This is a genomic window from Nocardia bhagyanarayanae (genome assembly GCF_006716565.1).
In the GTDB taxonomy this organism is placed as follows: Bacteria; Actinomycetota; Actinomycetes; order Mycobacteriales; family Mycobacteriaceae; genus Nocardia; species Nocardia bhagyanarayanae.
Genome location: NZ_VFPG01000001.1, coordinates 3,951,698 through 3,978,608 on the forward strand (window position 1 = coordinate 3,951,698; position 26,911 = coordinate 3,978,608).

The 26,911-nt window shown below is 70.1% G+C and carries 27 protein-coding genes; 15 read left to right on the top strand and 12 right to left on the bottom strand.

Annotated elements, in window-relative coordinates; genetic code table 11:
- Positions 1-114: 114 nt before the first annotated feature.
- From ruvC to FB390_RS16880, 4 genes are all read left to right on the top strand, one after another.
- Positions 115-684, top strand: a complete 570-nt coding sequence (ruvC, locus tag FB390_RS16865) for a crossover junction endodeoxyribonuclease RuvC (RefSeq protein WP_067779840.1) — start codon at positions 115-117, stop codon at positions 682-684.
- The gene (ruvA, locus tag FB390_RS16870; RefSeq protein ID WP_141809786.1) at positions 681-1,286 is read left to right on the top strand and encodes a Holliday junction branch migration protein RuvA; all 606 of its coding nucleotides are present in this window, start codon (positions 681-683) and stop codon (positions 1,284-1,286) included. Before ruvC ends, ruvA begins: the two co-directional genes overlap by 4 nt.
- A gap of 6 nt (positions 1,287-1,292) precedes the next feature.
- A complete protein-coding gene (gene ruvB / locus FB390_RS16875; protein WP_141809787.1) occupies positions 1,293-2,378 on the top strand; it encodes a Holliday junction branch migration DNA helicase RuvB in 1,086 nt (361 codons plus the stop codon).
- Positions 2,379-2,485: 107 nt separating this feature from the next.
- Positions 2,486-3,001, top strand: coding sequence for a GtrA family protein (locus FB390_RS16880; RefSeq protein ID WP_141809788.1), 516 nt, complete (start codon positions 2,486-2,488; stop codon positions 2,999-3,001).
- Between the two features lie 18 nt (positions 3,002-3,019).
- Here FB390_RS16880 and FB390_RS34635 read toward each other — a convergent pair whose 3' ends face one another.
- Together FB390_RS34635 and FB390_RS16890 are read right to left on the bottom strand one after the other, a co-directional pair.
- Positions 3,020-3,586: a DivIVA domain-containing protein gene (locus tag FB390_RS34635; protein WP_281292309.1), complete on the bottom strand. Its 567-nt coding sequence runs from the start codon at positions 3,584-3,586 to the stop codon at positions 3,020-3,022.
- Between the two features lie 169 nt (positions 3,587-3,755).
- Entirely contained in the window at positions 3,756-4,406 is a 651-nt protein-coding gene (locus FB390_RS16890; RefSeq protein ID WP_372508100.1) for a TetR/AcrR family transcriptional regulator, read from the bottom strand.
- A 77-nt stretch (positions 4,407-4,483) separates the two neighbouring features.
- Between FB390_RS16890 and FB390_RS16895 the strand changes: the two genes are divergently transcribed.
- From FB390_RS16895 to FB390_RS16925, 7 genes are all read left to right on the top strand, one after another.
- Positions 4,484-5,974 (top strand): flavin-containing monooxygenase, encoded by a 1,491-nt coding sequence (locus FB390_RS16895; RefSeq protein WP_141809790.1) that lies wholly within the window; start codon positions 4,484-4,486, stop codon positions 5,972-5,974.
- Between the two features lie 240 nt (positions 5,975-6,214).
- Positions 6,215-6,565, top strand: a complete 351-nt coding sequence (gene yajC / locus FB390_RS16900) for a preprotein translocase subunit YajC (RefSeq protein ID WP_141809791.1) — start codon at positions 6,215-6,217, stop codon at positions 6,563-6,565.
- Positions 6,566-6,668: 103 nt separating this feature from the next.
- Complete coding sequence (gene secD, locus FB390_RS16905) at positions 6,669-8,363, top strand: protein translocase subunit SecD (protein WP_141809792.1); 1,695 nt, start codon at positions 6,669-6,671, stop codon at positions 8,361-8,363.
- The gene (secF, locus tag FB390_RS16910) at positions 8,360-9,589 is read left to right on the top strand and encodes a protein translocase subunit SecF (protein ID WP_141809793.1); all 1,230 of its coding nucleotides are present in this window, start codon (positions 8,360-8,362) and stop codon (positions 9,587-9,589) included. Before secD ends, secF begins: the two co-directional genes overlap by 4 nt.
- Positions 9,590-9,616: 27 nt before the next feature.
- Complete coding sequence (locus tag FB390_RS16915; protein WP_141809794.1) at positions 9,617-11,329, top strand: ABC transporter substrate-binding protein; 1,713 nt, start codon at positions 9,617-9,619, stop codon at positions 11,327-11,329.
- 37 nt (positions 11,330-11,366) lie between these two features.
- On the top strand, positions 11,367-11,939 hold the full coding sequence (locus FB390_RS16920) for an adenine phosphoribosyltransferase (protein ID WP_141809795.1): 573 nt from the start codon (positions 11,367-11,369) through the stop codon (positions 11,937-11,939).
- Positions 11,940-12,078: 139 nt separating this feature from the next.
- Positions 12,079-14,148, top strand: a complete 2,070-nt coding sequence (locus FB390_RS16925) for a CocE/NonD family hydrolase (protein WP_246124064.1) — start codon at positions 12,079-12,081, stop codon at positions 14,146-14,148.
- A 3-nt stretch (positions 14,149-14,151) separates the two neighbouring features.
- On the opposite strand, the gene FB390_RS16930 is transcribed toward FB390_RS16925, so the two are convergent.
- Entirely contained in the window at positions 14,152-14,568 is a 417-nt protein-coding gene (locus FB390_RS16930) for a nuclear transport factor 2 family protein (protein ID WP_141809796.1), read from the bottom strand.
- Between the two features lie 80 nt (positions 14,569-14,648).
- Here FB390_RS16930 and FB390_RS16935 point away from each other — a divergent pair, with 80 nt between their 5' ends.
- From FB390_RS16935 to FB390_RS16950, 4 genes are all read left to right on the top strand, one after another.
- Positions 14,649-15,149 (top strand): winged helix-turn-helix transcriptional regulator, encoded by a 501-nt coding sequence (locus tag FB390_RS16935; protein ID WP_185757061.1) that lies wholly within the window; start codon positions 14,649-14,651, stop codon positions 15,147-15,149.
- Between the two features lie 190 nt (positions 15,150-15,339).
- The gene (locus tag FB390_RS16940; RefSeq protein WP_141809797.1) at positions 15,340-16,956 is read left to right on the top strand and encodes an ABC-F family ATP-binding cassette domain-containing protein; all 1,617 of its coding nucleotides are present in this window, start codon (positions 15,340-15,342) and stop codon (positions 16,954-16,956) included.
- Between the two features lie 123 nt (positions 16,957-17,079).
- Positions 17,080-17,298 carry an excalibur calcium-binding domain-containing protein gene (locus FB390_RS16945; RefSeq protein ID WP_185757062.1) on the top strand — a complete coding sequence of 73 codons (219 nt, stop codon included), beginning with the start codon at positions 17,080-17,082 and terminating at the stop codon, positions 17,296-17,298.
- A 32-nt stretch (positions 17,299-17,330) separates the two neighbouring features.
- Complete coding sequence (locus tag FB390_RS16950; protein ID WP_141809798.1) at positions 17,331-18,122, top strand: class I SAM-dependent methyltransferase; 792 nt, start codon at positions 17,331-17,333, stop codon at positions 18,120-18,122.
- Positions 18,123-18,173: 51 nt separating this feature from the next.
- Here the strand turns inward: FB390_RS16950 and FB390_RS16955 are convergent, their stop codons facing one another.
- From FB390_RS16955 to FB390_RS16995, 9 genes are read right to left on the bottom strand one after another with little or no spacing between them, the layout of a single operon-like run.
- Positions 18,174-19,352 carry an acyl-CoA dehydrogenase family protein gene (locus FB390_RS16955; protein ID WP_141809799.1) on the bottom strand — a complete coding sequence of 393 codons (1,179 nt, stop codon included), beginning with the start codon at positions 19,350-19,352 and terminating at the stop codon, positions 18,174-18,176.
- Positions 19,349-20,722 carry an FAD-binding oxidoreductase gene (locus FB390_RS16960; RefSeq protein WP_141809800.1) on the bottom strand — a complete coding sequence of 458 codons (1,374 nt, stop codon included), beginning with the start codon at positions 20,720-20,722 and terminating at the stop codon, positions 19,349-19,351. Before FB390_RS16960 ends, FB390_RS16955 begins: the two co-directional genes overlap by 4 nt.
- Positions 20,719-20,922, bottom strand: a complete 204-nt coding sequence (locus FB390_RS16965) for a hypothetical protein (RefSeq protein WP_141809801.1) — start codon at positions 20,920-20,922, stop codon at positions 20,719-20,721. Before FB390_RS16965 ends, FB390_RS16960 begins: the two co-directional genes overlap by 4 nt.
- Complete coding sequence (locus tag FB390_RS16970) at positions 20,919-21,242, bottom strand: avidin-fold protein (protein WP_141809802.1); 324 nt, start codon at positions 21,240-21,242, stop codon at positions 20,919-20,921. The genes FB390_RS16965 and FB390_RS16970 overlap by 4 nt, the downstream gene beginning before the upstream one ends.
- Positions 21,239-22,537, bottom strand: coding sequence for an ATP-grasp domain-containing protein (locus FB390_RS16975; RefSeq protein ID WP_141809803.1), 1,299 nt, complete (start codon positions 22,535-22,537; stop codon positions 21,239-21,241). Before FB390_RS16975 ends, FB390_RS16970 begins: the two co-directional genes overlap by 4 nt.
- 16 nt (positions 22,538-22,553) lie before the next feature.
- A complete protein-coding gene (locus FB390_RS16980) occupies positions 22,554-23,597 on the bottom strand; it encodes an NAD(P)/FAD-dependent oxidoreductase (protein WP_141809804.1) in 1,044 nt (347 codons plus the stop codon).
- Position 23,598: 1 nt separating this feature from the next.
- The gene (locus tag FB390_RS16985; protein ID WP_141809805.1) at positions 23,599-25,143 is read right to left on the bottom strand and encodes a class I tRNA ligase family protein; all 1,545 of its coding nucleotides are present in this window, start codon (positions 25,141-25,143) and stop codon (positions 23,599-23,601) included.
- Entirely contained in the window at positions 25,140-25,556 is a 417-nt protein-coding gene (locus FB390_RS16990) for a cupin domain-containing protein (RefSeq protein WP_221639284.1), read from the bottom strand. Before FB390_RS16990 ends, FB390_RS16985 begins: the two co-directional genes overlap by 4 nt.
- On the bottom strand, positions 25,553-26,848 hold the full coding sequence (locus FB390_RS16995) for a lysine N(6)-hydroxylase/L-ornithine N(5)-oxygenase family protein (RefSeq protein ID WP_141809806.1): 1,296 nt from the start codon (positions 26,846-26,848) through the stop codon (positions 25,553-25,555). Before FB390_RS16995 ends, FB390_RS16990 begins: the two co-directional genes overlap by 4 nt.
- Positions 26,849-26,911 lie beyond the last annotated feature (63 nt).

The window sequence follows — 26,911 nt, forward strand, 5'->3', positions numbered from 1 at the left end:
ACGGGCTGCGTCCGGAAGCGTCCTCCCCGCGTGCCGACCGTGTCGCTGGTGACCCGCGTGCCCGCGCTCCGTTAGACTCTCGAACAGTTGTTCGTGTCTGCGAGAGGGGAATTCGTGCGGGTGATGGGCGTCGACCCCGGGCTCACCCGGTGCGGCCTCAGCATCGTGGAGGGTGGGCTCGGTCGCAAGGTCACCGCGCTCGATGTCGATGTGGTGCGCACCCCCGCGGACATGGAACTGGCGCAGCGGTTGATGCGTGTCGCCGACGCCGCCGAGCATTGGATGGACACGCACCGGCCGGAGGCGGTCGCGATCGAGCGGGTGTTCGCCCAGCACAATGTGCGCACCGCGATGGGCACCGCCCAGGCGGGCGGGGTCATCGCGCTGGCCGCGGCGCGGCGCGGGATTCCGGTGGCCTTTCACACGCCGAGCGAGGTGAAGGCCGCGGTCACCGGCAACGGCACGGCGGACAAGGCGCAGGTGACCGCGATGGTCACCCGCATCCTCGGCCTCCAGGTCGCGCCCAAACCGGCGGACGCGGCGGATGCGCTGGCACTGGCGATCTGTCATTGTTGGCGGGCGCCGCTGCTGGAGCGGATGGCCGCGGCCGAGGCCAAGGCGGCCGAGGCGCGGCGGCGCTACACCGAACGACTGGCGGAACAACGGAAGGCGGTGCGCGGGTGATCGCGTCGGTACGCGGCGAGGTGCTGGAGATCGCGCTCGACCACGCGGTGATCGAGGCGGCGGGCGTCGGCTACCGGCTCAACGCGACCCCCTCGACACTGGCCGCGCTGACCCGCGGCGAGGAAACCCGCCTCTACACGGCGATGATCGTGCGCGAGGACTCGATGACGCTGTACGGCTTCGCCGACACCGAGGCCCGCGACCTGTTCGGTCTGCTGCAAACGGTCTCCGGCGTCGGCCCGCGCCTGGCCATGGCGGTGCTCGCGGTGCTCGAGCCGGAGGCGCTGCGCAAGGCGCTGGCCGAGAGCAATGTCGCCGCGCTGACCAGGGTGCCCGGCATCGGCAAGCGCGGAGCGGAGCGCATGGTGGTGGAACTGCGCGACAAGGTGAATCTCGTTCCGGTGCAGGCGGGACCGCCCGGCAGCGCGCCCGCGCCGGTGGTCACCCCGGTTCGCGAGCAGGTCGTGGAGGCGCTCACGGGGCTCGGCTTCCCCGCCAAGCAGGCCGAACAGGCGGTGGACACCGTGCTGGCCGACCAGCCCGCCGCCGACACCTCGACCGCGCTGCGCGCCGCGCTCTCGCTGCTCGGCAAGAACCGATAGGCCGTGATGGATCACGACGAAACCGATGCGGTCGAATCCCCGGTCAGCGCAAGCTATCTGAAATCCGACGGGGAGATCGAGGCGAGCCTGCGCCCGAAGTCGCTCGACGATTTCATCGGCCAGCCCCGGGTCCGCGAACAACTCGCCCTGGTGCTGCGCGGCGCCAAACAGCGCGGCGGCACCCCCGACCACGTGCTCCTGTCCGGTCCGCCCGGTCTCGGCAAGACCAGCATGGCGATGATCATCGCCGCCGAACTCGGCACCGCGCTGCGCATAACTTCCGGCCCGGCGCTGGAGCGAGCCGGTGACCTGGCCGCCATGCTGAGCAATCTGGTCGAGGGCGACGTGCTGTTCATCGACGAGATCCACCGCATCGCGCGCCCCGCCGAGGAAATGCTCTACCTGGCCATGGAGGACTTCCGCGTCGACGTGGTGGTCGGCAAGGGGCCGGGCGCGACCTCGATCCCGCTCGACATCGCCCCCTTCACGCTGGTCGGCGCCACCACCCGGTCCGGAGCGCTGACCGGCCCGCTGCGCGATCGCTTCGGCTTCACCGGCCACATGGACTTCTACGAACCCGACGAGCTGCTGCGCATCCTGCAGCGCTCGGCGCACATCCTCGGCGTCGCCATCGAGACCGACGCGGCCGCGGAGATCGCGGGCCGGTCCCGCGGCACGCCGCGCATCGCGAACCGGCTGCTGCGCCGGGTCCGCGACTACGCCGAAGTGCGCGCGGACGGCCTGATCACCCGGCCCATCGCCGAGGCCGCGCTCGAGGTCTACGACGTGGACTCGCTCGGGCTGGACCGGCTCGACCGCGCGGTCCTCGGCGCCCTCGTCCGAAGCTTCAACGGCGGACCGGTGGGCGTCTCGACCCTCGCCGTCGCGGTGGGGGAGGAGGCGGCCACGGTCGAGGAGGTATGCGAGCCGTTCCTGGTGCGCGCCGGGATGGTGGCGCGGACCCCGCGCGGTCGTGTCGCCACAGCCGCGGCCTGGGAACACCTCGGCTTGGTGCCGCCGCCCGACCTGGTGTTCGGCTCGATCGAGGTGCGCGGCCGCGAACCGCACCCCACGCTGGACCTGTTCGACTGACCCGACTTTCGCGTGCGCGGGCACCGGACAGCAGGTGAATGTCCTGTCCCACCGATGCCAGGTCCGCGCGAGCGGCGCGCCCGAGCGCGCGCCGATAGAGTCGGGACATGACGGTGGTCCATTCCGTGCTCGACCGCATCCCCGAGCCGTATCGCAGCAAGGCGATCGAGCACCGCGAACTGCTGAAGTTCGCCACGGTCGGAGCCATCACCTGGTTCATCGACACCGGCGTCGTCTACGCCGCCAAGCTGACGGTGCTCGGCGAGAAGCCGCTGACCGCGCGCCTGCTCGGCGTGCTCATCGCCACCATCGCGTCCTACATCCTGAACCGCGAGTGGTCCTTCCGCACCAGGGGCGGCCGTCAGCGCCACCACGAGGCCGCGCTGTTCTTCGCGGTGAGCGCGCTCGGCATCGGCGTCACGATGATCCCGCAGGCGATCTCGCTGTACGTGCTCGACCTGCGGGTGCCGCACGTCGGGCCGGTGACCCAGGCGGTGGCCAACTTCGTCACCGGCCAGATCCTCGGCGTGCTGCTCGCCATGGCCTTCCGGTTCTGGGCGCTGCGCCGCTTCGTGTTCCCGGACGACCTCCACGAGGCCGAATTGCACAGCATCCAGGGCTGATTCGGCCTCGGACCGGTCTCAGTGGTGCGCGTGCTCGAGCGCGGTGACCACCAGATCCAGGAAGGCGTCGACCTCGTCGCGCTGGTATCCGCGAGTGCCGAGCCGCGCCTCGGTGAAACGGACCGCGCGCACGTCGCCGACCGTGAGACTGCCGGGCCCGCCGTGCGCGAGGCTGGCGGCCACCAGATCGAGGAAGGCGTCCACCTCCTCCTCGTGGTAGCCGCGGCGGCCGACGGAGGACTGGGTGAACCGCATCCGGTGCACGTCGTCCGGGGTGAGCAGGGGAGCGGGGCCGGGGCCGTTGCCGCCCGCTGGCAGCGGACGCGTGCCGTTCTGGCGGTGTTCGAGTTCCGCGCGTACCCGGTCCAGGAACTCGTCCACCTGATCGGCCTGATAGCCGCGGGCACCGAAGCGGGGCGCGCCGAACGCGACGTGGCGGATGTCGTCGGCGGTGAGCGCGCCGTAACCGTCGAGGGTGGCGGCGACCAGTTCCATGAAGGCGTCGACCTCGTCGGCGTGATAGCCGCGATGGCCGAATGCCTGCGTGGCGAAATGGATGCGGCTCACGTCCTCGGGGGTCATCATCCGCGACATTGTGTCAGGGTCACCGCTCGGTTCCGGTCGAATGCCGGTATTTCGGACCGCGCGGTCTCGCGCGAACACGTCTCTTGCAAACACGAACGCCCCCATGCGAACCAGTGCCGGCTTGTGCACCCACACTGTAGTCGCCGGGGGCGATTCGCACGGCGGGTCGTCAGTCCTTCCGCACGCCGTCGATGAGCAGGCGGCGGATCGCCTGGTTCAGCCCCTGGATCGCGGCCTCGTCCGGGTCGCGCATGCCGTGGATGACGGCGGCCAGCAGCATGCCGGTCACGGCGCGCGCGGTGTTGGCGGTGTCCAGATCGGCGCGCAGATAACCCATTTCGACGCCGTGCTCCAGGTATCCCGCGGTGAGCGCGTCGGCCGTGTCGAGCAGGCCGTAGAGCCGCGCGGTGAGTTCGTCGTCGATGCCGGTGGCGTGGAAGAGCAGCAGCTGCGGGATGCGTCGCTCCTCGATGAGGATGTGCGACAGCGCCGTGCCGATGCGCTCGAGCTGGGCGCGGTACTCGTCGAGCGAGCCCGCCGCGTCCGGTGCGTTCTGGGTGCCGAGCGCGTCGACGATGCGCGCGGACAGATCGTCGATGACGTGGTCGATGATGTCGCGCTTGTTGGCGAAATACCGGTAGAAGGTGCCGTGGCCGATGCCTAGCTCGTTGGCGATGTCGGCGATGCCGGTGGCGTGGTAGCCCTTCTCGGCGAAGCAGACGAACGCCGTGTCGATGATCTCCTGCCGCAATTCGGCCTTGCGTCGCTGGAGCGCGCTTCCGGCCGCCGACCGGGTCGCTCGGGTGGATGGCTTCGTCACCCTGACGATGATACGGTCGTCACAAGCGGAATGATGTGTCATTCCGTGACAACTGATTCACAGCTTGGAGGTTCGACGTGGCGCCTCAGTACGACGCGGTCGTGGTTGGTGCGGGTTTCGGTGGCATGGGCGCGAGCATCGAGCTCGACCGGCTCGGACTGAGCAATTACGTGATCCTGGAGCGCGAGAACGATCTCGGCGGCACCTGGCACGTCAACCACTACCCGGGCCTCGCGGTCGACATCGCCTCGGTGACCTACTCCTACTCGTTCGAGCCCAATCCCTACTGGTCGCGGCTGTTCGCGCCGGGCAAGGAGCTCAAGAAGTACGCCGAGCACGTCGCCGACAAGTACGGCCTGCGCCGCAGGATGCGCTTCGGCACGGTGGTGGACGGCGCCCGCTGGGACGAGGAGAACCAGCACTGGGTCGTCTCGATCGCGGGCGGTGAGACCGTCACGGGCCGCTACCTGCTCACGGCCACGGGCTTCCTCTCGCAGCCCTACACGCCGCCGTTCCCCGGTATCGAGTCGTTCGCGGGCAAGATCATCCACACCACCGCGTGGGAGGACGATTTCGATCTGACCGGCCGCCGCGCCGCGATCATCGGCACCGGCGCCACCGCCGTGCAGCTGGTGCCCGAGGTGGCCGAGAAGGCCGCCGCGCTCACCGTCTTCCAGCGCACCCCGATCTGGGTGGTGCCGAAGGTCGACGCGCCGATCCCGCCGTCGGTGCAGAAGCTGTTCGCCAACGTGCCCGCCACTCAGAAGGCGGCGCGCATGGTCAACACCTCGATGCTCGAGGCGCTGATGGTGGTCGGCGTGCTGCATTTCAAGCAGGCCAAAGTGCTGAACAAGGGCGCGGGCCTGCTGGCAAAGGCGCATTTGCGCGCGCAGGTGCGCGACAAGCGGACCCGGCAGCAGCTCACCCCGCACTACGACTTCGGCTGCAAGCGCCCCACCTTCTCCAACCATTACTTCAAGACCTTCAACGCGCCGCACGTCCGGTTGGAGACGAACTCGATCGACCACGTCGAGGCCGACGGCATCGTCACCGCCGACGGGCACAAGACCGAGATCGACACGCTGATCCTGGCCACCGGCTTCAACCTGTGGGACGTGAACTTCCCGGCCGTGGAGATCATCGGCCGCGACGGGGTGAACCTCGGAAAGTTCTGGCGCGACAACCGATTCCAGGCCTACGAGGGCATCACCGTGCCGAAGTTCCCGAACTTCCTGAGCCTCAACAGCCCGTACTCCTACAGCGGTCTGTCCTACTTCACCACCATCGAGGCGCAGATGAAGCACATGGGCAGGCTCTTCGGCGAACTGTTCCGGCGTGGCGAGACCACCTTCGAGGTGACCGAGGCGGCCAACGCCCGTTTCTTGGACGCGGTCACCGACAAGCTCGGCGCCTCGGTGTTCTACGGCGGCGACTGCGCGAGCGCGCGCAGCTACTACTTCAACCAGCACGGCGAGGCGGCGCTGCTGCGCCCGAACAGCACGGTCAGCACGCACCGCAAGGCGGTGAGCTTCCCGCTCGACGACTACGTCTACGGCGTGTCGGCCTGATATCGCACTTGCCCCGTGACCGGGAAAATTCCTGGTCACGGGGCATTCGTGTGTCCGAACCGGACGGTCTTGCTGCCCTGTCGGCGGCGGAGGAGTACGCCCGCCGACGTGCCGCGCGCCGCTGGGGACGACCCGAGTGGCGCACGTCAAGGGTGTGCGGGTGTGGCAGTGCCGACAACAGCTGGCAGACTGTGGTGGTACTTGTCCATCCCACCCACAAGACAGGGACTGACTTCGACGATGGAACTTCTGTTTCCGCTGCTACTGGTAGCCCTGCTCGTGCCGATGTTCCTCGGTATCCGCCGCCAGAAGCGGGAGGCCGAGGCGGTAGCGACCATGCAGGAAAGCCTGAAGATCGGCGACGCGGTGACTACTACGTCGGGTCTGTGGGGCACTGTTGTCGACCTCGACGACGACACGGTCGACCTGGAGATCGCCGAGGACGTCGTGACCACTTGGTTGCGCCAGGCGATCCGCGAGGTCCGCACCGTCGACGAGACGACCGCCGACGAGTCCGGTACCGACGAGACCCCGGCGGCTACCGCCGAGGAAACGCCGGAGCAGACCGAGACCCGGCTGACCAAGGACTGACGTCGGCTGCGCCACGACCGCGCGCCGAACGCTGTAGCGTTCGGCGGCGTACGCGTGTGCGCGCCTGATCCACCCTCGACTTCCCGCCTAGGAGATACGAACTGTGCCACCTTCCCAGGGATCGGCGCATCCGCTCCGGTTGCTCGGTGTCTACGCCGCGCTGCTGGCCGTGATCTATGCGTTGGTGTTCTTCACCGGTGACAAGTCCCCGACCCCCAAGCTCGGCATCGATCTGCAGGGCGGCACCCGGGTCACGCTGACCGCCCGCACCCCGGACGGCAGCAAGCCGAGCCAGGACAGCCTGCAGAAGGCGCAGGAGATCATCGAGAACCGCGTCAACGGTCTCGGCGTCTCCGGCTCCGAGGTGGCCATCGAGGGCGACAACATCGTGATCACGGTGCCCGGCGACGACGGCCAGCAGGCCCGCGCGCTCGCCACCACCGCCAAGCTCTACATCCGTCCGGTGCTGCAGGCCGTGCCGAAGGGCGCGACGATTCCGCAGACGCCCCCCGCCCAGCTGCCAGTGCCGGACGCGGGACAGCAGGTCCCGACCGAGGCGCCGGCTCCCGAGGCGCCCGCGCAGGAGCCGCCCGCCGAGGAAGCGCCCGCGCCGCAGCAGCGCGTCTTCCCCGCGCAGGCGCCCACCGAGCCCGTCGATCCGAGCCTGACCCCGCAGGAAGAGGCGCAGCGCGAGATCGCGGCGGCCAAGGCGACCAGGCAGAGCACCGACCCGGCCACCCAGCAGGCCGCGATGGCCGCGCTGGACTGCGCCAAGGCCGACCCGCTCGCGGGCAACGACGACCCGAACCTGCCGCTGGTCACCTGCTCGCAGGACGGCACCGAGGTCTTCCTGCTGGACAAGAGCCGCATCGACGGTCAGGAGATCAAGAACGCGGTCGCCAACCTCGATCAGCAGCAGTCGCGCTGGGTGGTCGACCTGGAGTTCAAGTCGACCGGCAGCGACGCCTGGGCCGACCTGACCGGCGAGTACCTCTACAAGCGCGTCGCGTTCACCCTCGACTCCAAGGTGGTCAGCGCACCGCAGGTCCAGGCGGGTCCGCAGCTCGGCGGCACCACCCAGATCTCGGGCTCGTTCACCGCCACCAGCTCCAAGGAGCTGGCGAACACGCTGAAGTACGGCTCGCTGCCGCTGTCGTTCCAGACCTCCGAGGCCGAGACCGTCTCGGCGACCCTGGGTCTTTCCTCGCTGCGCGCCGGTCTGATCGCGGGCGCGGTCGGCCTGGCCATCGTGCTGCTGTACTGCCTCGTCTACTACCGCATGCTCGGCTTCCTGACGGGCCTGTCGCTGATCGCCTCCGGCCTGGCCGTGTACGGCATCATGGTGCTGCTCGGCCGCTGGATCGGGTTCACGCTCGACCTGGCGGGCATCGCGGGTCTGATCATCGGTATCGGTATGACCGCTGACTCGTTCGTGGTCTTCTTCGAACGCATCAAGGACGAGATGCGCGAGGGCCGCAGCTTCCGTTCGGCGGTGCCGCGCGGCTGGCAGCGGGCCCGCCGCACCATCCTGTCCGGTAACGCGGTGAGCTTCATCGCCGCCGCGGTGCTCTACTGGCTCGCGGCCGGACAGGTCAAGGGCTTCGCGTTCACCCTCGGCCTCACCACCATCCTCGACGTGGTGGTCGTGTTCCTGGTCACCGCGCCGCTGGTGCTGCTGGCCTCGCGGAGCGTGTTCTGGTCGAAACCGTCGGTCAACGGCCTCGGCGCGATCCAAGAGGTCGCGCGTGAGCGCCGTGCCGCAGAAGCCGCAGTCGCAGAAGGCGTGAGGACGCGATGACCAACAGCCAGACCAGTCCCTCGCTGCGCAAGGACGCCGAACGGCCCTTCGACGACTACGCCTACGGGCAGGGCGCGTCCGAGCACAGCTTCTTCAACCGTCTCTACACCGGAACCGGCGCCATCGATGTCATCGGCCGTAGGCGCATGTGGTACGGCATCACCGCCGTGATCGTGCTGATCTCGCTGGCGACCATCCTGTTCCGCGGATTCAACTTCGGCATCGACTTCGAGGGCGGCTCCCGGATCCAGTTCCCGGCGGGCGACGCCACCACCTCCCAGGTGGAGGACGTGTACCGCGAGGCGATCGGCACCGATCCGGTCTCCGTGCAGACCGTCGGCACCGGGTCGACCGCCACGATGCTGATCCGCTCCGAGGCGCTCGACGTGCAGCAGGTCGACAAGCTCAACGGCGCGCTGTTCGAAGAGTTCAAGCCCCTGGACAAGAACGGCACTCCGAGCCGGGCCGCGATCAGCACCTCGGATGTCAGCGAGACCTGGGGCAGCCAGATCACCGAGAAGGCCCTGCGGGCGCTCGCGGTGTTCCTGGTGATCGTCTCGATCTACATCGCCGTCCGCTTCGAGCGCGACATGGCGATCGCCGCGCTGGCCGCGCTCGTCTTCGACGTCCTGGTCACCGCGGGCGTGTACTCGCTGGTCGGCTTCGAGGTCACCCCCGCGACGGTGATCGGCATCCTGACGATCCTCGGCTTCTCGCTCTACGACTCGGTCGTCGTGTTCGACAAGGTCGAGGAGAACACCAGGGGTATCTTGCATCTGAGCCGCCGCACCTATGGTGAACAGGCCAACCTGGCTGTGAACCAGACGCTGATGCGCTCGATCAACACCGCGCTCATCGGCATCCTGCCCATCGTCGGGCTGATGGTGATCGCGGTGTGGATGCTCGGCGTCGGCACGCTCAAGGATCTCGCGCTCGTGCAGCTGGTCGGTCTGTTGGTCGGCACCTACTCGTCGATCTTCTTCGCCACCCCGCTGCTGGTCTCGATCAAGGAGCGCTGGGGTCCGGTGGCCGCGCACACCAAGAAGGTGCAGACCAAGCGTTCCGGGATCGCAGCGGCCCGGGCGGGCGCGGCCGCCGAGCAGCGCGTGGTCGCCGCGACCGGTCGCGGCCTGCCGGACGCCCCGGCCCGGCGGTACCGGGAGCCGAGCCAGTCCCCGCGCCCGGGCGCCCGGCCCTCCGGGAAGCGACAGAAGAAGAGGCACTGACCAACCGACGGTAGGGGGTTTCGTTCGATGCGACAGCCACGCAGCGTTGCGGTGCGTCTGATCGGAGCGGTCGCCGCGGGCGCCCTCGCCGCCGGAATGGCGGCCGGGTGCTCCGGCCAGAACCAGGTGCCCTCCATCGGCTACGCCGTCGACGCCGTGATCGCCAGCTACAACGGCGGCAGCACGCTCGGCGCGAGCAGCGGCTCGGCGGCGGTGTTCCAGCGCGTGCTCACCGGGTTCTTCTACACCGGACCCGACGGGCAACAGGTCGCCGACACCGATTTCGGCACCGCCAAGGAGGTGCCCGGCGAGTCCCAGACCATCCAGTACCGGCTCAACCCCGACGGTGTGTACTCCGACGGTGTGCCGACCTCCTGCGACGATCTGGTGCTGACCTGGGCCGCGCACAGCGGGCGCTTCACCAAGCCCGACGGCGGCTCGCTCTTCGACGCCGCCGACACCGCGGGTTACGCGGACATCGAACGGGTCGAGTGTCAGCCCGGGTCCAAGGACGCCACCGTGGTGTTCCGCCCGGACCGGCGGTTCGGTCCGTGGCGCGAGCTGTTCACCGCGGGCGAGGTGATGCCCGCCCACGTCGCCGCGCGGGTGGCCAACGTGCCGAACGTGGTGTCGGCCGTGCAGTCCGGCGATCTCGGCGCGGTGCAGCGGCTCGCCGACTTCTGGAACACCGGCTGGACCATCGGCGCGGAGAAGCTCGATCTGTCGCGGTTCCCGTCCTCGGGTCCGTACCGGATCGAATCCTTCAGCCCGAAGGACGGTCTGGTGCTGATCGCCAACGAACGGTGGTGGGGCAACAAGGCCGAGACCGGGCGCATCGTGGTCTTCGACAAGACCGCCGACCTGAAGAGCAAGGTCTCCGACAACGCCGTGAGCGTGGTCGACGTGGGCGCGAACTCGGTGCAAGACCTCGATCTGGGCGGCTTCTCGGCGAAGACCGTGCCGGGCCGCGGCGCCGAGCAGCTGGTGCTGGCCACCGGCGGCGTGTTCGGGTCGGTGGAGGCGCGCCGCGCCTTCGCGCTCTGCGTGCCGCGCCAGGCCCTGTTCGACACCCTGGGCAAGGCCGCCGACGTGCCGACCACCGGACTCGGCGCCGGCCCGCTGAATTCCCGTACCACACAGCAGGATTCGTTGTTCTACGGGGCGACGACCGGCGCCGCCGAACGCTACCGTGGCGGCGACGTCTCGGCGGCCACCGCCACGCTCGCCTCGGCGCGCGCGGCCAATCCGACGATCCGCATCGGCTATCTGGCCCCTGACGAGCGCCGCGCGAAGACGGTGCGGATGATCGCCGAGGCGTGCAAACCCGCGGGCATCGCCGTGGTGGACGCGGGCGCGCCCGACTTCCGCCCCGGTCAGCTCGCCGAGGGGCGTGTCGACGCCGTGCTGGCGAGCACCGCGGGCGCGCCGGGTCCGGCCGGTTCGCTGACCGGCGTGGCGGCGACCAGCGCGTTGCGCACCGGCAACGGGCTCAATTTCGGACGATTCGGGAACGGCCGCTACGATGCGATCACCGATCAGCTTGCGGCCGACGACAACTCGGCCGCGCAGCTGGGTCTGCTGACCGAGGCCGAGAACCTGTTGTGGTCGGAGATGCCGAGCATTCCCCTGTTCGCCACTCCGCGCACGATCGCTTTCGGCGACGGTCTGCGCAACGGTGTGGCCGGTCCCACCCAGGGTGGCACCGGCTGGAACATGGACCGCTGGGTGTTGCGGCGGTGACAGGTGTTGGTGGGTGAGTGATCATGGAGAGGTGTCGATGAGTAAGCACGCGGCGGTCGAGTCCGACGAGATTGTCGCCGAGCGGACCACCAAGGCGGCCGAGCTGGTCGAACGCCTGACCCGCTGGCGCGACGACTTCCCGACGCCCGGCGTTCGCTTCGCCGATCTCACCCCCGTGTTCGCCGATCCCGAGGGTTTCCGCGCGGTCATCGACTGCCTCGCCGCCTGCGCGCCGGACGCGGATCTGGTCGCCGGCGTGGACGCCCGCGGCTTCCTGCTCGGCGCGGGCGTCGCCGCCACCCTCGGCACCGGAGTCCTCGCCGTCCGCAAGGCGGGCAAGCTGCCGCCGCCCGTGCTGACGCGCGAATACAGCCTCGAGTACGGCACCGCCGCGCTGGAGATCCCCGGTGACGGCGTCGACCTGGCGGGCCGCAGGGTGCTGCTGCTCGACGACGTGCTCGCCACCGGCGGCACCCTGGCCGCGGCCGCGGAGCTGTTCCGCGCGGCGGGCGCCGAGGTCGTCTCGGCCGCGGTCGTTCTGGAGCTGAGCTTCCTCGAGGGCCGGAGCCGTCAGGGCGACTACCCGCTGACCTCCGTCGTCCGGATCTGACCCCTTTGGCGGTCGTGCCAGACCGTTGACGCGGCATGTTTCGACGTGCCGACCGGCCCGAAGTTCCGCGATTCCCCGGTAGCCGATTGCTATCGTCCCAGTCGGTGTCGACTGACCGGTGACGATGGAAAGGGCAGGGGTGGCCAGGACATTGCAGCCGAGGGGGCTGTCGGGCTCGGTGATCAGATCGGTGGTCGGCGCGGTCGCGGTCGTTCTGGCGGTGGTCGCGATCGGGGCCTTCCACCCGGCACCGGAACAGCCGGACTTGGCGGCTCTGGCCGATCGGTGGACCGAATTGCACGACGGACCGCAGCCGTACTCGGATGTGAACATCCAGTGGGACGTTCCCATCGAGATGAGCGACGGCATCGTCCTCAAGGCCAATGTGTACCGGCCCGCCCAGACCGGTGGTCCGGTGGAGACGAAGCCGCTGCCGACGATCGTGAACCTCACGCCCTACACCAAGCTGATGACGAATCTCATCGACTCGGCGTTGGCGGTGCCGGGGCTGCAGCAGCTCACGATGGATTTCGCCGGGCGGCTCAACCTCTCCGGCACGCCCATCAGCGGGTTCGAGGATCTGGTGCACGCGCTGGACGGCGGCACGGTGCAGACGGTCCTCGGCATCGATCGCAAACTGATCCGCAGCGGCTACAACCTGGTCGTGGTCGACGTCCGCGGGACCGGGTACTCGCAGGGCAGCTGGGACACCCTCGGCACCCGCGAACAGCTCGATACCCGCGAGGTCATCCAGTGGGCCGCCGCGCAGCCGTGGTCGAACGGCGATATCGCGATGAGCGGCGGATCGTACGCCGGGATCAACCAGCTGCGGGCCGCCGAGGACGCGCCCGAGCCGCTGAAGGCGATCTTTCCTGTGGAACCGGGCAGCGACCTGATGCGCGACGTGGTCGCGCCCGGCGGCGGCATCGGCACGATGTTCCTTCCGATGTGGCTGAGCAACGTCAACCAGCTCAAGCTGATCCCCGACGTGGCCTCGATGCTCAACGGCACCTTCGATTGGGCGTGGTTCCGCGAGCGAGTGTCGGACCCGAACACCAACTTCGATCTGCTCGCCCAGGCGCTGACGACGCCGTCGCTGGACGACGTGCCGCCGGCGCTGGCCGCCGCGCTCGACGCCGAGAGTCCGTTCCGGCAGGGCATTCTCGGGCGTCCGGAGCGAGTGAACGTCCCGGCCTTCGTCTACGGCGGCTGGCACGACATCTTCGCCAACAGCGCTACCAAGTTGTACAACGCCATGCCGCTGCCGGACGACAAGAAGAAGCTCGTCGTCGGCGACACCTATCACGCCAATCCCGGCGCGGGGACCGGTGTGCCCGGCGCGCCGCCCCGCCTGGACGTACTGCAACGCGCGTGGTTCGACCGGTGGCTCAAGGACGTCGACAACGGCATCGACGACTTCGGCCCGATCGTCGTCTGGGAGCAGGGCGGCGACTGGGTCACCCTGGAACGCTTTCCGAAGCCCGGCGTCGTGCACCGCCGCGTCTACTTGTCCGCGGCGCCGAGCGGCACCGCCGACGACGTGGCGTACGACGGTTCACTGAGCCGGACTCGCCCGGCCGACGCGGAGACGCTCACCATCGCGCCGGGCCTCACCACGATCTGCTCCCGGGACACCGCCCAGGGATCGGCGGGCCTCAGCGCCGTATTGGACATGTGCGCCAAGGATTCTCGTATCGCCGAACGCAACGCGCTCACCTTCACCAGCCCGCCGGTCGCCGAGCCGACAGTGATCTCGGGGCCGATCAACGTGCACCTCAACACCGTGCACGACGCCGTCGACGGCTATTGGAACGTCACCATCAACGACGTGGCGCCCGACGGCACCTCGCTGGTCCTGACCGCCGGCCAGCTGACCACCTCGATGCGCGCCGTCGACGAGGCGAAGAGCGAGCGGTCGCCCTCCGGCGACTACTCCGCGCCGCACAACCCGATCACGCTGGACAGCGTGCTGCCGGTCACGCCGGGCGAGCCGATCGCGCTCGACATCGCCGTCATCCCCACCCAGGCCGTGCTGAAGCCCGGACACCGGCTGCGGGTCGACGTGTTCGCGGGCAACCCGCCCAAAGCGGTCGCGTTCCGGCCGATGCTCAACAACACCGAGCTCAAAGCGCAGTTCCTGGCCATCGATCCGGACGAGCCGAGCTACGTCAACCTGCCCACCGATCGGCCGCTGCGGACGAACCCTTAGACCTTATGCTTCGGCGCTCCGTGCCCGCCGCATCATCGCCGGGTAGCGCAGCAGGCCGGGGCCGAGCTTGGCGGCGAGGAAACTGAGGGCGAGCCAGGGGCGCAGGTGCGGGTCGAGCCTGCGGATGCGCCCGTCCTCGGCCAAGTCGAGGACCATGGCCTCGGTCATACGGAACGGGCCGACCTTCGCCTCCGCGAGCAGCACCCGGCGCGGACCGTCGCCGATCCGCGCGGTCCAGCGCAGTCCGGAGACACCGCGGTAGACGACCGTCAGCAGGACGCGCAGGTCCTCGTGGCCGCGGAAGACGAGGGTGCCCGAGATCGGCGAACGCAGCTCGGCGTCCGGGGCGAGCGTGTCCATCAGCGCGTCGATATCTGCTGTCTCGGTCGCCGCGCAGAACCGGTCCACCACATCCGACATGTCCGGGTACCCCTTCCGTTGGTCTATGCGATCGAACGTAACCGAGTCACTTGTTTTTTGCAACGGACTAGGATGAGGTGGTGGCCAAGGCTGACCTTTCCGAGATCGTCTGCTCGATCGCCCGCACGCTGGACGCGGTGGGGGAGCGGTGGACGCCGCTGATCCTGCGCGACCTGTTCGTCGGGATGACCCGCTTCGAGGACCTCCGGCGCGATCTCGGCATCGCCTCGAACGTGCTCGCCGCCCGGCTGGACACGTTGCGCGCGCACGGCATCGTCGAATCGCGGGTCTACCAGACGAATCCGGTGCGGCGGGAGTACCTGCTCACCGCCAAGGGGCGCGAGCTGTACCCGGTGCTGGCCACGCTGATCGCCTGGGGGGACAAGTGGGAAGCGGGGCCCGAGGGGCCGCCCGTTGTCTCGGTCCACCGCCCGTGCGGACGGCACGCCTCGGGCGTGGTGGTGTGCGAGGAATGCGGCGAACCGCTCACCGCCGAGACGGTGCGGTGGGAGCCGGGACCCGGCGCGCGGCGGGGGCCGGGGACGATGCTGGTGGGCGATTTCATCGCGGCCGCAGACTGATTCGCGCCAGGTAGGCGGCGAGATCGCGGCATGTGAGCGAAATTGCACTGGCGCGATCACCGGTTGGGTGGCTAGCCTGGAGCGGTCTTGTCCCCGTCGATCGGAGCATGCGTTGATTTCTTTGAGGTAGCGCTTTCGGGCGGCCCGCATCTCGCGCGCCGCGTTTCCGTCGCGACCTCAGGGGTTCCGCATGACCTTTCTGTCTGTTTCCGATCTCACTTTCTCCTGGCCGGACGGCACTCCGGTGTTCGAAGGACTCGGCGCGGTGTTCCCGGCCGGGCACATCGGCCTCGTCGGCGTCAACGGCGCCGGGAAATCCACCTTGCTGCGCCTGATCGCCGGTGAGCTGACGCCGTCGCGCGGATCGGTCACCGTCTCGGGGCATCTGGGCTACCTGCGCCAGGACCTCGGGCTGGCCGACGGTGAACGGGTCGACGCGGTGCTCGGCATCGACGCGGTGCGAAAGGCGCTGCACCGCATCGAATCCGGTGCGGGCGACGAGCGCGATTTCGAGACCGTCGGCGCCGCATGGGATGTCGAGGAGCGCGCCGTCGCGCTGCTCGGCAGGCTCGGGCTGCACTACGTCGCCGATTCGGCCGAGGGACTCGACCGCAGGCTGGACACCCTCTCCGGCGGTGAGACGGTGCTGCTCGGGCTGGTGGCCGAGCTGCTCGCCGAGCCCGATGTGTTGCTGCTCGACGAGCCGACCAACAACCTGGATCACGTTGCGCGCGAACGCCTCTACGAGGTGATCGGGCAGTTCTCCGGCACCGTGCTCACGGTCAGCCACGATCGCGAACTGCTCGAGCGGATGGACGCCATCGCGGAACTGCGGGCCGGCGAGCTGCGGCTGTTCGGCGGGAACTACAGCGACTACGAGCGCATCGTCGAGGCCGAACAGCAGGCGGCGCGGTCCGCGCTGCGCGAGGCGCGCAACGATGTGCGCAGGCAGGCGCAGGAACTGGTCGAGACGCGCGTCAAGCTCGACCGCAGGCAGCGCTACGGCAAGAAGCAGGCCGAGAACATGCCGAAGATCCTCGCCGGTGCGCGCAAGCGGGCGGCGCAGGTGTCGGCGGGCAAGCTGCGCAACACCCACATCGAGCGGCTCGACACCGCCAAGGAGCAGCTCCAGCAGGCGGAGGAACTCGTTCGCGACGACAAGGAGATTCGCATCGATCTGCCCGGCACCCGGCTCTACCCGGGGCAGGACGTGCTCGCGCTGGACGAGGTGACGTTGGCCTGCGGACCGACGGTCCCCCTGCGGGTGTCGGGCCCGGAGCGGATCGCGCTGACCGGGCGCAACGGTGTCGGCAAGTCGACGCTGCTGCGCCGGATCGCGGAAGCGCCGCCGAAGGTGTCGTGGCGGATGCTGCCGCAGCGGCTGGACGTGTTCGACGAGAGTCGTTCGGTGTTCGAGAACGTGTCCGCCGCCGCACCGGAGGCGACGCCACTGCGGATCCGATCTCACTTGGCGCGCTTCCTGTTTCGTGGCGCGGACGCCGACGTCGCCGCGGGCGCGCTGTCGGGAGGCGAGCGGCTGCGCGCCGCCCTCGCCATGCTGCTGCTCGCCGAACCCGCGCCGAAACTGCTGCTGCTCGACGAACCGACCAACAACCTCGATCTGCCGAGCCTGCACCACCTCACCCAGGCGCTGGCCGGATTCGAGGGCGCGCTGATCGTGGTCAGCCACGACCCGCGCTTCCTCGACGACATCGGCGTCACCCGGCAGCTCGAACTCACCGAGGACGGGCTGGTCGACGCCGATCGAGTCGTCGAGGAGGACGTGCCGGAGGAGCCGACGGTCTGACATGCGCGCCTTGCGAACCGGTGCTTCCGCCTGGCAATATGTCCGAGTCGTCCGATTGGAGACGAAAAGCACTGTCGGGCAGCGCTTCCGAGGCCCTGCCCAGGATCGAAGGGGGTCGACTCGGTGCAGTTCGCCCGACGCCTCGCCAGCACGTTCTTCGCCGCCGCCGCCCTGGTCGCGCTGGGCTCCGCCGCCGCGGGTACGGCCCACTCGGAGCCGTACTACAAGAACTGCGCCGCCGTCCGGGAAGCCGGCGAAGCCCCGCTCTACGAGGGTGAGCCGGGCTACGCCGAGCACCTGGACCGCGACGGCGACGGCATCGCCTGCGAATCCAAGCGCTGATCTGTCCCGCCGCCCGGTCGTAGGATCGGGGGATGGCGGGCGAGCGGCGGTCGCGGTGGCTCGGTGCGGAGTACGCGGAGACTTCGGCACATCACCGTGCGGTGGACGAGTGGTTCCTGACGCGGATACGGCCCGAGCCCGAGGACACCGTCGTCGATCTCGGGTGCGGTAGCGGGGAGTTCACCGCCGTGCTCGCGGAGTCGGTGCCGCGCGGGCGCGTGATCGGAGTGGACGAGGATCCGTCCATGCTCGCGGCCGCGGACCGGTACTCGGCGCCGAACCTGGAGTTCGTGCGTGCCTCGGCCACCGAGTTCGATCGGCACCTCGAGCCAGGCGTCGCGGATCTGGTGGTGAGCCGGTCCATGCTGCACTGGCTCGCGGTCGCGGACTATCCTGCGGTCTTCGGCGCGGTGTATCGGACGCTGCGACCGGGCGGCTGGTTCCACTCGGAATCCGGCGGCGCGGGGAACATGGCGGGCCTGATGGCCTTGCTCGAGCGCATCGCGGTGGCCAACGGGCTGCGACCGCCCAGGCCGTTCCCGGACGCCGGGACCGTGTTCGACATGCTGCGGACCACGGGATTCGACATCCCGGCCGACGGCGTCCGCACGGTCGCCCAGCTGCGCCCGTTCACCCGCGCCCAGCTCGCCGACATGTTGCGCACGACCGCGTCGGTGTCCCTCACCCGGCAGGCCGATGCCGCCGACGCGCATCGCCTGGTCGACGAGCTCGTCGCCGCCACCGACGAACTGCTGCGTCCGGACGGGACCTACGACCAGACCTTCGTCCGCCTCGAGATCCTCGTCCGCCGCCCCTCGGACTGAACCGGGCCACCATCTCTCCCTTTCGACGGAGAAAAATGGCGGCCCGGTCGCTCAGCTCACCACACCGAGGCAGAGCTTGAACGAGGGCGTGCCGCCCATCAGATACGCGCCCGCGGACTGGAGGATGCGGTCCTGGGCGACGATGTGCTGGCACATGGTGTTGGTGTCGCGCAGCCAGCGGTCCAGCGGCGAGGGCCGGTAGATGGCGGCCGTCTGGCGCAAGTCGTAGAGGCGGCCGACGATGGTGCGGGCGGTGCGGAACGCGTGCAGGCGCGAGAGGGGAAGCGCGGTGCGTTCGGTCGGGGTGAGTTCGTCGAGTGTGCCGCCGGCCTCGAGAATCTCCCACTGGCGGCGCAGCGCCGCGTAGACGCCGGAGCGGGCGGCGTGCAGCTCGGCCTCGCATTCGGCGATGGTCACCTGGACGCGGTAGTCGTCGGACTTGGCGGCGGATTCGGCGCGCGCGAAATCCAGCGCGGCCCGCGCCACGCCCAACGGCACGGCGGGCATGTTGCGCATGTGCACCTCGGGCTGGCCCAGCGGGCCGAAACCGTGCCGCACGGAAGCGAATTCGAGCGTGTGCTCGTCGGGCACGAACACCTCGGCGATGCGGTAGTCGCAGCTGCCGCTGCCCGCGAGCCCCGTGGTGTGCCAGGTGTCGATGACCTCCACCTGCGCGCGCGGCACCATGAACAGCCGCGAATCCGGTGCACCCGACGCGTCGCGCTCGGGTTCGCCGTCGCGCACGACGAACGCGCCGGAGACCACCCAGTCGGCGTGCGTGATGCCGCTGCCGAACTGCCAGCGTCCGCTGAGCCGGAACCCGCCTGGCACGCGCTCGGCGCGGCCGGTCGGGAACAGCAGACCCGCGGTCACCATGTCCAGGCTCGGGAACATCTCCTTGGCGACCGGCTCGTCGAGGAAGCGAGCGTAGAGGCCGGTGTCGGAGCCGATCATGGCGCACCAGCCGACCGAGGCGTCACCGTAGGCCAGCGCCTCGACCACCTCGGTCTGCTCGATCGAGGTGAGCTCGGGCCCGCCCCAGTCGCGGGCGAACGCCATGCGGAAGACGCCCGCGTCGCGCAGCAGCTCGACGATGTCGGCGGGCAGGCGGCGGGCGGCCTCGATCTCCTCGGCGCGCTCGCGCATTTGGGGCGCCAGCGCCTGGGCGCGGGCCAGGATCTCGGCGCCCGCGCCGAGCGAGGTGGTGGGTGGTTCGTCGACGAGGGTCATCCCTGGGTCTCCTTGCTGAGTGCGGCGATCGCCTGGGGGAAGCGGAAGAAGCCGTCCGGGTCGTACCGGTGCTTCACCCGCGCCAGGCGGGCGTGGTTGGGTCCGTAGTAGGCGGACAGGTCGGTGAGGGCGGGGTCGGTGAAGTTGACGTAGGCGGCGTCGGTGGCGTAACCGCCCAGCTCCGCGTAGAGGCCGTCGAGCCATTCGAGGTTGCACCACATCGTGCGCGCCGAGTCGGTCGTGCTCCACGAGGTGTCCATGGAGACGAGGAACAGGGTGTCGCGGTGCGGGAAAGCGGTGTCGCCGATGGGGATTCGGTTGATCGCGCCGCCCCAGGTGAACAGCGCGACGCCCGCGCCGTCGGGGTTGGCGCTGCCCGGCCAGCGATCGACGGCATCGACGACGACGTCGATTCCGGCCTCGGTCAACGGTTTCGGCGTGCATCGGGTGCGCACCGCGAACGGGTCGCCGGAGGTCTCGTGGTGCAGGAAGTCCTTGGCCTGCCAGTAGTCTCGGTCGGCGATGTCGACCCGGCGCGGCGTCGCGGCCGCGAGCGCGGGTGCGAGCAGCTCCCGCAATTCCGTCGCGGGACCGAGGTGCTGGCCGATCACGGAGACGACGCCGGGATCGTCGCCCGCGCGGCTCGCGCCGATGCGTGCCGCGAATTCGTCGGGCGCGGCCGCCATGATCTCCTGCATGATCGCAAGCACCCGCCGGGCGTCGCGCCACTCCCACAGCAGCAGGCAGGTCGAGCTGGGCACCGTGTCGCGAGCCTGGAACGTGAACGACGTGTTCACCCCGAGATTTCCGCCGCCGCCGCCGCGACAGGCCCAGAACAGGTCCGCGTTCTCGTGGGCGTCGCAGCGCAGCGTGCTGCCATCGGCGAGCACGATGTCGGTCGCCACCAGCGCGTCCGCGGTGAGCCCGAACGCGCGCGACACCGCGGCCACGCCGCCGCCGAGCACCAGCCCGCCGATGCCGACCTGATTCGAATTGCCGAGCGGGACGGCGAGTTCGTGCTCTTGCAGCGCGGCGTACACCGCGCCGTTGGTCGCGCCGCCGCCCACGGTGACCAGACCGTTCGCCGGATCGACCCGCACCTCGCCGAGGCCGCGCAGGTCGAGCACCAGCCCGGTGCCGACGGAATGGCCCGCGTAGCTGTGCCCGCCGCCGCGCGCCACCAGCGGCACGTCTTCCTCGCGCGCCCAGCGGATGGCGCGCGCGACATCGGTGGCGTCGCGGACCGACAGCACCGCGCTCGGCCGAATGTCGGCGTAGCGCTTGTTGAACGGGGCGCTCACCGCTTCGAAGCCGTCGTCGCCGGGGTAGCGCACCGTCCCGGCGTCCAGGCGGTCCAGGCTCGCGATCATCGGACCACCTCCGCCGAGGTCGCGCCACCGCTTCCGGCGGCGGATGCGAGGTCGGGCGTGCCACGCCCGATCGCCGCCCACCGACGGTCGGCTCCGGTGCCCGGCGATGGCAGCTGCCGCCGCGGGTCGATGCCGTCGAGATCCGCACCGGCGGACCCGTCCCACGATCGCACGCCGAACCGGTGCAGCAGCCGGTTCATCGGATCTCCTCCAGGTAGGAGATCCCGCTGCTCGCGTTGGGCCCGTAGCGTTCCCATTCCTCGCGCAGCCGCAGCGGTCCGCCGTCGGAGGGCTCCGGTTCCGAACGGGTGAAGCCCGAGACGATGTCGCCGCCGTGCAGCACCATGGTGTAAGCCAGGTGCAGCACGCCGTCGGCGTCGCACAGGCCGTTGAGCGCGCCGCGGCGCACCTTGCCGCCCGCGAAGGACGCCCACACCAGATCGCCGCGCTGGTGGTAGCGCGCGACGACCCCGTCGTCGCTGTCCGGGTTGCGGAACCGGCGGCCGTCGTAGTCGATCATTTGTCGGCGTCCAGGAGTCCGGCGGGCAGGGTGAACGCGGCGCCGGGCGCGAGCGGTTCCAGCGGATCTCCGACCAGCGCGACCGAAGCGCTTGCCGCCTTGAGCAATTCGGAGCAGCGCGGCGCGTCGGCGGCCTCGCACACGACGAACGAGTGGCGGGCGATGTAGCCGCCGGGCGGCAGCCGCAGCTCCGCGCCGGGCTCCACCATCGCGGCGGCGGTGACCAGACCGGGCGCGTGCTCGGGCACCGTCACCGAGCGCACGAGCGTGTCGCGTTCGGGATAGCCGAAGCGGATGCCCGCCGCGGCCTTGCGGGTGGGGCTGGTCGCGGGCCGGTGCCCGGTGGCGACGTCGACGAGCACCTCGCCGGGGTCGATGCCGGTGGCGATCTTGCCGAGGAACGGGATGAGATCGCCGCCGAGCCGGCCGTTGACCTCGATGATGAGCGGCCCGCGCGCGGTCAGCCGGACCTCGGTGTGCGTGATGCCGTTCTCCACCCCGAGCTCGCGGTGCGCGGCGGCGAGCGTGCCGATCAGTGCCTCGTCCGCCAGCAGCGGGTCGGCGGCGTCGACGAGATGGCCCAGCTCCTCGAAGTAGGGCTCGAGCCCGGTCCGCTTGCGCGCCAGGAACATCGGCAGGTACTCGCCCTTGTAGACCGCGGCGTCGACGCTGATCTCCGGGCCGACCGCGAACTCCTCGACGATGGCGGTGCCGCGGAACGGTTCGTCGCCGATGGTGCTCGCGCCGGTGGCGGTGGCGAAGGCGGCGTCGAGCTCGGTGCGGTCGGCGGCGAGCACCACGCCCATGCTGGCGCCGAGCGCCTGCGGCTTCACCACCACCGGGTAGCCGATGCGGTCGGCGGCCGCCCGCGCCTGCTCGAGCGTGCCGGTGAGCTCGAAACGGGGTTGCACGAGCCCGGCGTTGGTGAGCACCGCGCGGGTCCGGTTCTTGTCGCGGCAGCCGCGCACACCGGTGGCCGTCAGGCCGGGCACGCCGAACTCGTCGGCCAGGTCGGCAGCGGGCTGGACCAGCGGCTCGTCCCAGCACAGCACGCCGACCACCCGCCTGCGGGCGGCGACCTTGCGCGCCTCGGCGGCCAGCAGGGGGTGGTCGAAGACGTTGGCGACCACGATCTCGTCGAAATAGGCGTGCTGCCAGGTGGGTTCGAGGTTGTTGAGCAGCACGAGATCCAGGCCGCGGGAGCGCGCCCGCGCCGTGACCGAGCGCACCAGGTATTCCCGGTACAGGCGCAGTCCGCTGCCGATCACCAGCAGCACGTCGTTGGTGGGGGTCATGGTGGTTCCTTCCACATCAGGCGGCCGGTCGGGCGGCCGCGAGCTCGACGAGGTGGTCGGCGACCAGCGGTGCGGTACGGAACCCGTCGCCGCCGGTGGCGGCGCGGGCCAAGACCGCGGGTCCCGGCCGGGCGAGGGTGGCGCCGCCGGTCGCGGCGTCGACGGTGTAGTGGCACTGCTTGACCGCGGCGATGCGGTACCGGTGCGCGTCGGCCAGCACGTGATCCACGTGATCTCGTGCGGCATGGAGACTTTCGGCGTCCGTGCCGACGGCCTCCACGGTGCGGCAGAGCCGGGACGAGCTGAGCTTGAGCAAGGTGCCCGCCCCGGGTGGCATGAGCCAGCCGGTGCCGTCCGCGCCGATCCGCCCGGCGCTGGGCGCCTGCTCCCACCACGCGGCCAGATCGGCGGGCGGGCGCAGGTAGACGGTCGTCTGCCGGTGCAGCACGGTCGGCACGTCGACGAGTTCGCCCGTCCACGCCCCGGTCGCCAGCAGCACCAGATCGCCACCGATCCGGGCGCCGTCGCGCAATCGGAGCCTGGCGGCGTCGGTGTCCACCTCGACCACCTGCCGCCAGGGCAGCAGCGTGACCGCGGGCTGCGCGCGCAACCAGCGCGCGGCGGCGTGCAGCACCCGTTCGGCGAGCAGCACGCCCGCGTCGGCCTCGAGCAGTCCGTAGTGGTCCGAGGGAAACACGATGTGGGGCAGCGACTTCGGCTCGACGACGCGCACCGGTAACCCGATGCGGCGAGCCTCCGCCACGGCGAAGTCGATCGACGCGGCCGGCCAACCGGTGACCACCCCGATGCGCCGGTAGAAGGGGCCGCCGAGCAGCGCTTGCAACCGCAGCCAGCGCCGGTGCAGCGCCGCCGCGGCCGCGGTCGCGGCGGGGTCGCCGGGGCTCAGCGCCCGAACGGCCCGGTGGTGATCGAACGAACTCGACGCCGGGTTCGGGATCGGGCCCCGATCCACCACCGTGACCCGGTGCCCGGCCCGCGCGCAGCGCACGGCCGCGATCAGGCCGGTGACACCGGCGCCCGCGATGACGACGTCGGTCATGTCAGCCCCGCACCGCATGCAGTCGCGGCAGCCGGACCGGTTCGATCACGGTGCGCCGCGCCACGTCGCGCGGATCGGTCCCCGGCAGCATGTCCGAACCCGCAAGCGCCGCTTCGGCCAGATCGACGAGCAACGGTGCGGCGCAACGCACCAGTACGTCCACCTGATGGCAGAAGTCGCCACCGTCGGCGACCGGCACGCGGTCCAGCCGGGCCAGCTGCTGGGTCAGCGTCTCGGCGACCCGGTTCAGGCTGAAGCCGGGCAGCTCGTAGGCGACCTCGAACCGCTCGACCATGCGCAGCGCCTCGGACCGGCCCCGATCCGAGATCGGCAGCGCACCGCGCCACACCCAGTCGTCGGCCTTGGCGGCCACCCGGTTCCACGGCTCCACCAGCCGGGTCTTGGTCAGCGCGACCAGTTCGTCGTGGCTGAAGCTGGTGCGCTGGAATTCCGGGCTGTTGCAGGCCAGGTGGAAGCGGATCAGGTCGCGCGGCGCCCGCGCCGCCAGGTCGCGGCCCCACACCAGGTGTCCGCGGCTTGTGGAGAACTTCTCGTGGCGCAGCTCGTAGAACTCGTTGGTGAGGAACAGTTTCGGCAGCGCGTAGTCGCCGAGGGCGAGCAGCATCGCCAGCCCCGAGATCCCGAACGGGTGGATGTTGTCGATGCCGAGGAAGTACACGACCCGCGCCGCGGCCTCGGGACGCCACAGCGCGTCCTCCGAGCTCGGCTCCATGCCGCGGTTCTCGGCCGCGAGCATCGAGCAGTACATCGTCCAGGCGACCGGCTCGGCGTTCGGATTGACCACCTGCCCGGGCAGCTCCGGCGCCGGGATGCCCCAGGAGATCGGATAGGTGACCGGGAAGTCCGGCAGCGGACGGTCCAGCAGCTCGGCGACCACCTGCGCCGCGTGCGGGCGCAGCAGCCCCGCGGCCTCGGCGAAGTGGGCGCGCAGCCGCTCGCGGTAGTCCTCCATGGGGAGGACGAGCACCTCGACCTCGCGGATCTCCAACCGCTCCTCGGGGTTTCGCGTCGAGCGTGGATCGAGCAGTTCGCCCGCGGTCACCGCGTGCCCGCAGCTCTCGCACAATCCGGCGCAGCTGTCGGCGAGACAGACCGGGCAGCCGCCCGCGACGTGCCCGTCCACCAGGTATTCGCCGGTGCTCGGCGCGTACGGGAACGGCATCGGCCGCAACCGCAGCGCGCCTTTGGCCCGCAGTTCGGTGACGACCCTGGCGACATAGGAAGTGAAGCGCCGCTCCCATCCGGTGAAGGCGTCGACGGCGATGCCGAGCGCCGCCAGCGTCGCCTCGACCTCCTTGGCCGAGCGCTCGACGAGCGCCTGCGGCTCGATGCCGAGCCGGTGCGCGGTGGTGGTGACATAGGTGGAGGTGTCCTGCACGCCGGTGCCGAACAGCACCTGCCCGCCCGTCGCGCGGGCGTAGCGGGTGTAGACGTCGGCGGCGAGGAACGGACCCGCGATATGGCCGAGGTGCAGGTCGCCGTTGGCGGTCGGCGCGGGGGAGATGACGACGGTGGGGCCGTTCACGATGACACCGAAACTTCCTGCGGCACAGCGTTGCTCGCCTTGATCGGCGACTCGGTCGAATGCCTGCGCACGAATTCGGCCGACATGTCGGTGTCCCACCAGATCGCGTACCACTCGAAATCGGCGTCGCCGACGTTGCGGACGTGATGGGTGGTGCCGGGGAGCAGGTGGGCCAGGTCGCCCGCCACGAATTCGCGCCGCTCGCCGTCCACCTCGAGGACGGCGCGACCGGTCATCGCGATGAACAGTTCGTACTCGTGGTGGGCGTGCGCGGTGGAGACGTCGCCGGGACGCAGCACGCACCACGCCCCCTCGAACGGCGCGTTGAGCGCGGGCCAGGGCAGCAGACGCTCGGAGGCGACGCCGTAGGCCTCGGTCAGGCCCTCCCGGTTCAGGCTGCGGATCTCGATCATGCCGTGCGGCTTTCCGGGAAGGCGCCCGCGGTGACGTGGCGGCGGTCGAGCATGTCGTCGACGATGTCCTGCGAGCGGTGCGCGAGCACGCTGATCAGGGTGTCGGAGATGCCGTGCGTCTGTTCGTTGACGCCCTGCAGATACACCGCGCCCCAGGCGGATTCGCCGAGATCGAGGCGGTAGCGGCGGCTCACCGAGACCTCGTCGAGCCCGAGTTCGTCCGCGAGATCACGGACCAGCGCGGGCATCGTCTGCTCGTACCCGGTGCCGAGCAGCACCACGTCGCAGCGCAGCGGTTCGACCTTGCCGTTCTTGCGGTCGCGCAGCTCGAGCACCACCTCGTCGCCGTCCATCCTGGCGCCGGCCACCTCGGTCATCGAGCGGACCGTCGAGCGCTCCTGGCCGAGCATGCGCTGCTGGTAGAGCATGGCGTAGAGCTCGTCGAGGAAGGGCGGGGCCAGGCCGGCGTAGTTGGTCAGGTGCACCTCGTCGAGGATGCGGCCGCGCACGTCGGCCTCGGAGTGGTAGAACTCGTCGACGAAGGACGGGAAGAACAGCTCGTTGACGAACTTGCTCGTCTGGTAGTTCTGCAGGCCGATGGACCGCATGACGATGGTCGGCGCGCTGAGCGGCAGATCGGTGTGCAGCGCCATGAACATCTCCGCGGCGCTCTGCGCGCCGCCGATCACGACCGGGCGGATCGGCCGGTCGGTCGGCAGCTGCGCGACCCGGGTGCAGTACTGGGTGCTGTGAATCACCCGATCCTGGGGCAAGTTTTCGAAGACCTCGGGGATGTGCGCGTCGCGGCCGGTGCCGACGACCAAGTCCCGGCAGTCGACGGTGTCACCGTCGGCGAGGGTGACGGTCCAGCCGACGAGCCTGCCGTCGCTGGTGCGCCGCGGCGCGATCCTGGTGACGCGGGCGTCGTAGCGCACCGAGACCCGCTCCAGCGAATGCGCGACCCACTGCTGGTAGTCCGACAGCTCCCAGCGGTAGGGGTTGAAGGTGGACAGGTTGACGAACTCGTCCAGGCGCTTGCGCTCGTACAGGAAGTTGAGGAAGGAGAACCGGCTGCGCGGATTGCGCAGTGTCACCAGGTCTTTGAGGAACGACACCTGGCTGCGCGCCCACGGAAGCAACAGGTTGCGCTGCCATTTCACGTCGGGGTGCTGCTCGAGCAGCAGGGTCCGCTGGGCCAGCCGCGGCGCGTCGGATTCCTCGAGCGCGACAGCCAGCGCGAGGTTGGCGGGTCCGGCGCCGATGGCCAGGACGTCGACTTCGTGATCGCTCACATTTCCACCTGAGTCTCGATGGGTATCAGTTGCTCCGACCCAGTGAATGCGCTGCGCGAGTTG

What these genes read in the sequence shown, in the direction of transcription:
- FB390_RS16915 (WP_141809794.1), top strand. Translation starts at nt 9,617, where the DNA reads ATGCGACAGCCACGCAGCGTTGCGGTGCGTCTGATCGGAGCGGTCGCC.
- FB390_RS16930 (WP_141809796.1), bottom strand. Translation starts at nt 14,568, where the DNA reads ATGTCGGATGTGGTGGACCGGTTCTGCGCGGCGACCGAGACAGCAGAT.
- FB390_RS16965 (WP_141809801.1), bottom strand. Translation starts at nt 20,922, where the DNA reads ATGAACCGGCTGCTGCACCGGTTCGGCGTGCGATCGTGGGACGGGTCC.
- FB390_RS16920 (WP_141809795.1), top strand. Translation starts at nt 11,367, where the DNA reads ATGAGTAAGCACGCGGCGGTCGAGTCCGACGAGATTGTCGCCGAGCGG.
- FB390_RS16880 (WP_141809788.1), top strand. Translation starts at nt 2,486, where the DNA reads ATGACGGTGGTCCATTCCGTGCTCGACCGCATCCCCGAGCCGTATCGC.
- FB390_RS16960 (WP_141809800.1), bottom strand. Translation starts at nt 20,722, where the DNA reads ATGATCGCGAGCCTGGACCGCCTGGACGCCGGGACGGTGCGCTACCCC.
- FB390_RS16940 (WP_141809797.1), top strand. Translation starts at nt 15,340, where the DNA reads ATGACCTTTCTGTCTGTTTCCGATCTCACTTTCTCCTGGCCGGACGGC.
- FB390_RS16970 (WP_141809802.1), bottom strand. Translation starts at nt 21,242, where the DNA reads ATGATCGACTACGACGGCCGCCGGTTCCGCAACCCGGACAGCGACGAC.
- yajC (WP_141809791.1), top strand. Translation starts at nt 6,215, where the DNA reads ATGGAACTTCTGTTTCCGCTGCTACTGGTAGCCCTGCTCGTGCCGATG.
- FB390_RS16950 (WP_141809798.1), top strand. Translation starts at nt 17,331, where the DNA reads ATGGCGGGCGAGCGGCGGTCGCGGTGGCTCGGTGCGGAGTACGCGGAG.
- FB390_RS34635 (WP_281292309.1), bottom strand. Translation starts at nt 3,586, where the DNA reads ATGATGACCCCCGAGGACGTGAGCCGCATCCATTTCGCCACGCAGGCA.
- secF (WP_141809793.1), top strand. Translation starts at nt 8,360, where the DNA reads ATGACCAACAGCCAGACCAGTCCCTCGCTGCGCAAGGACGCCGAACGG.
- FB390_RS16980 (WP_141809804.1), bottom strand. Translation starts at nt 23,597, where the DNA reads ATGACCGACGTCGTCATCGCGGGCGCCGGTGTCACCGGCCTGATCGCG.
- ruvB (WP_141809787.1), top strand. Translation starts at nt 1,293, where the DNA reads ATGGATCACGACGAAACCGATGCGGTCGAATCCCCGGTCAGCGCAAGC.
- FB390_RS16990 (WP_221639284.1), bottom strand. Translation starts at nt 25,556, where the DNA reads ATGATCGAGATCCGCAGCCTGAACCGGGAGGGCCTGACCGAGGCCTAC.
- FB390_RS16975 (WP_141809803.1), bottom strand. Translation starts at nt 22,537, where the DNA reads ATGACCCCCACCAACGACGTGCTGCTGGTGATCGGCAGCGGACTGCGC.
- FB390_RS16955 (WP_141809799.1), bottom strand. Translation starts at nt 19,352, where the DNA reads ATGACCCTCGTCGACGAACCACCCACCACCTCGCTCGGCGCGGGCGCC.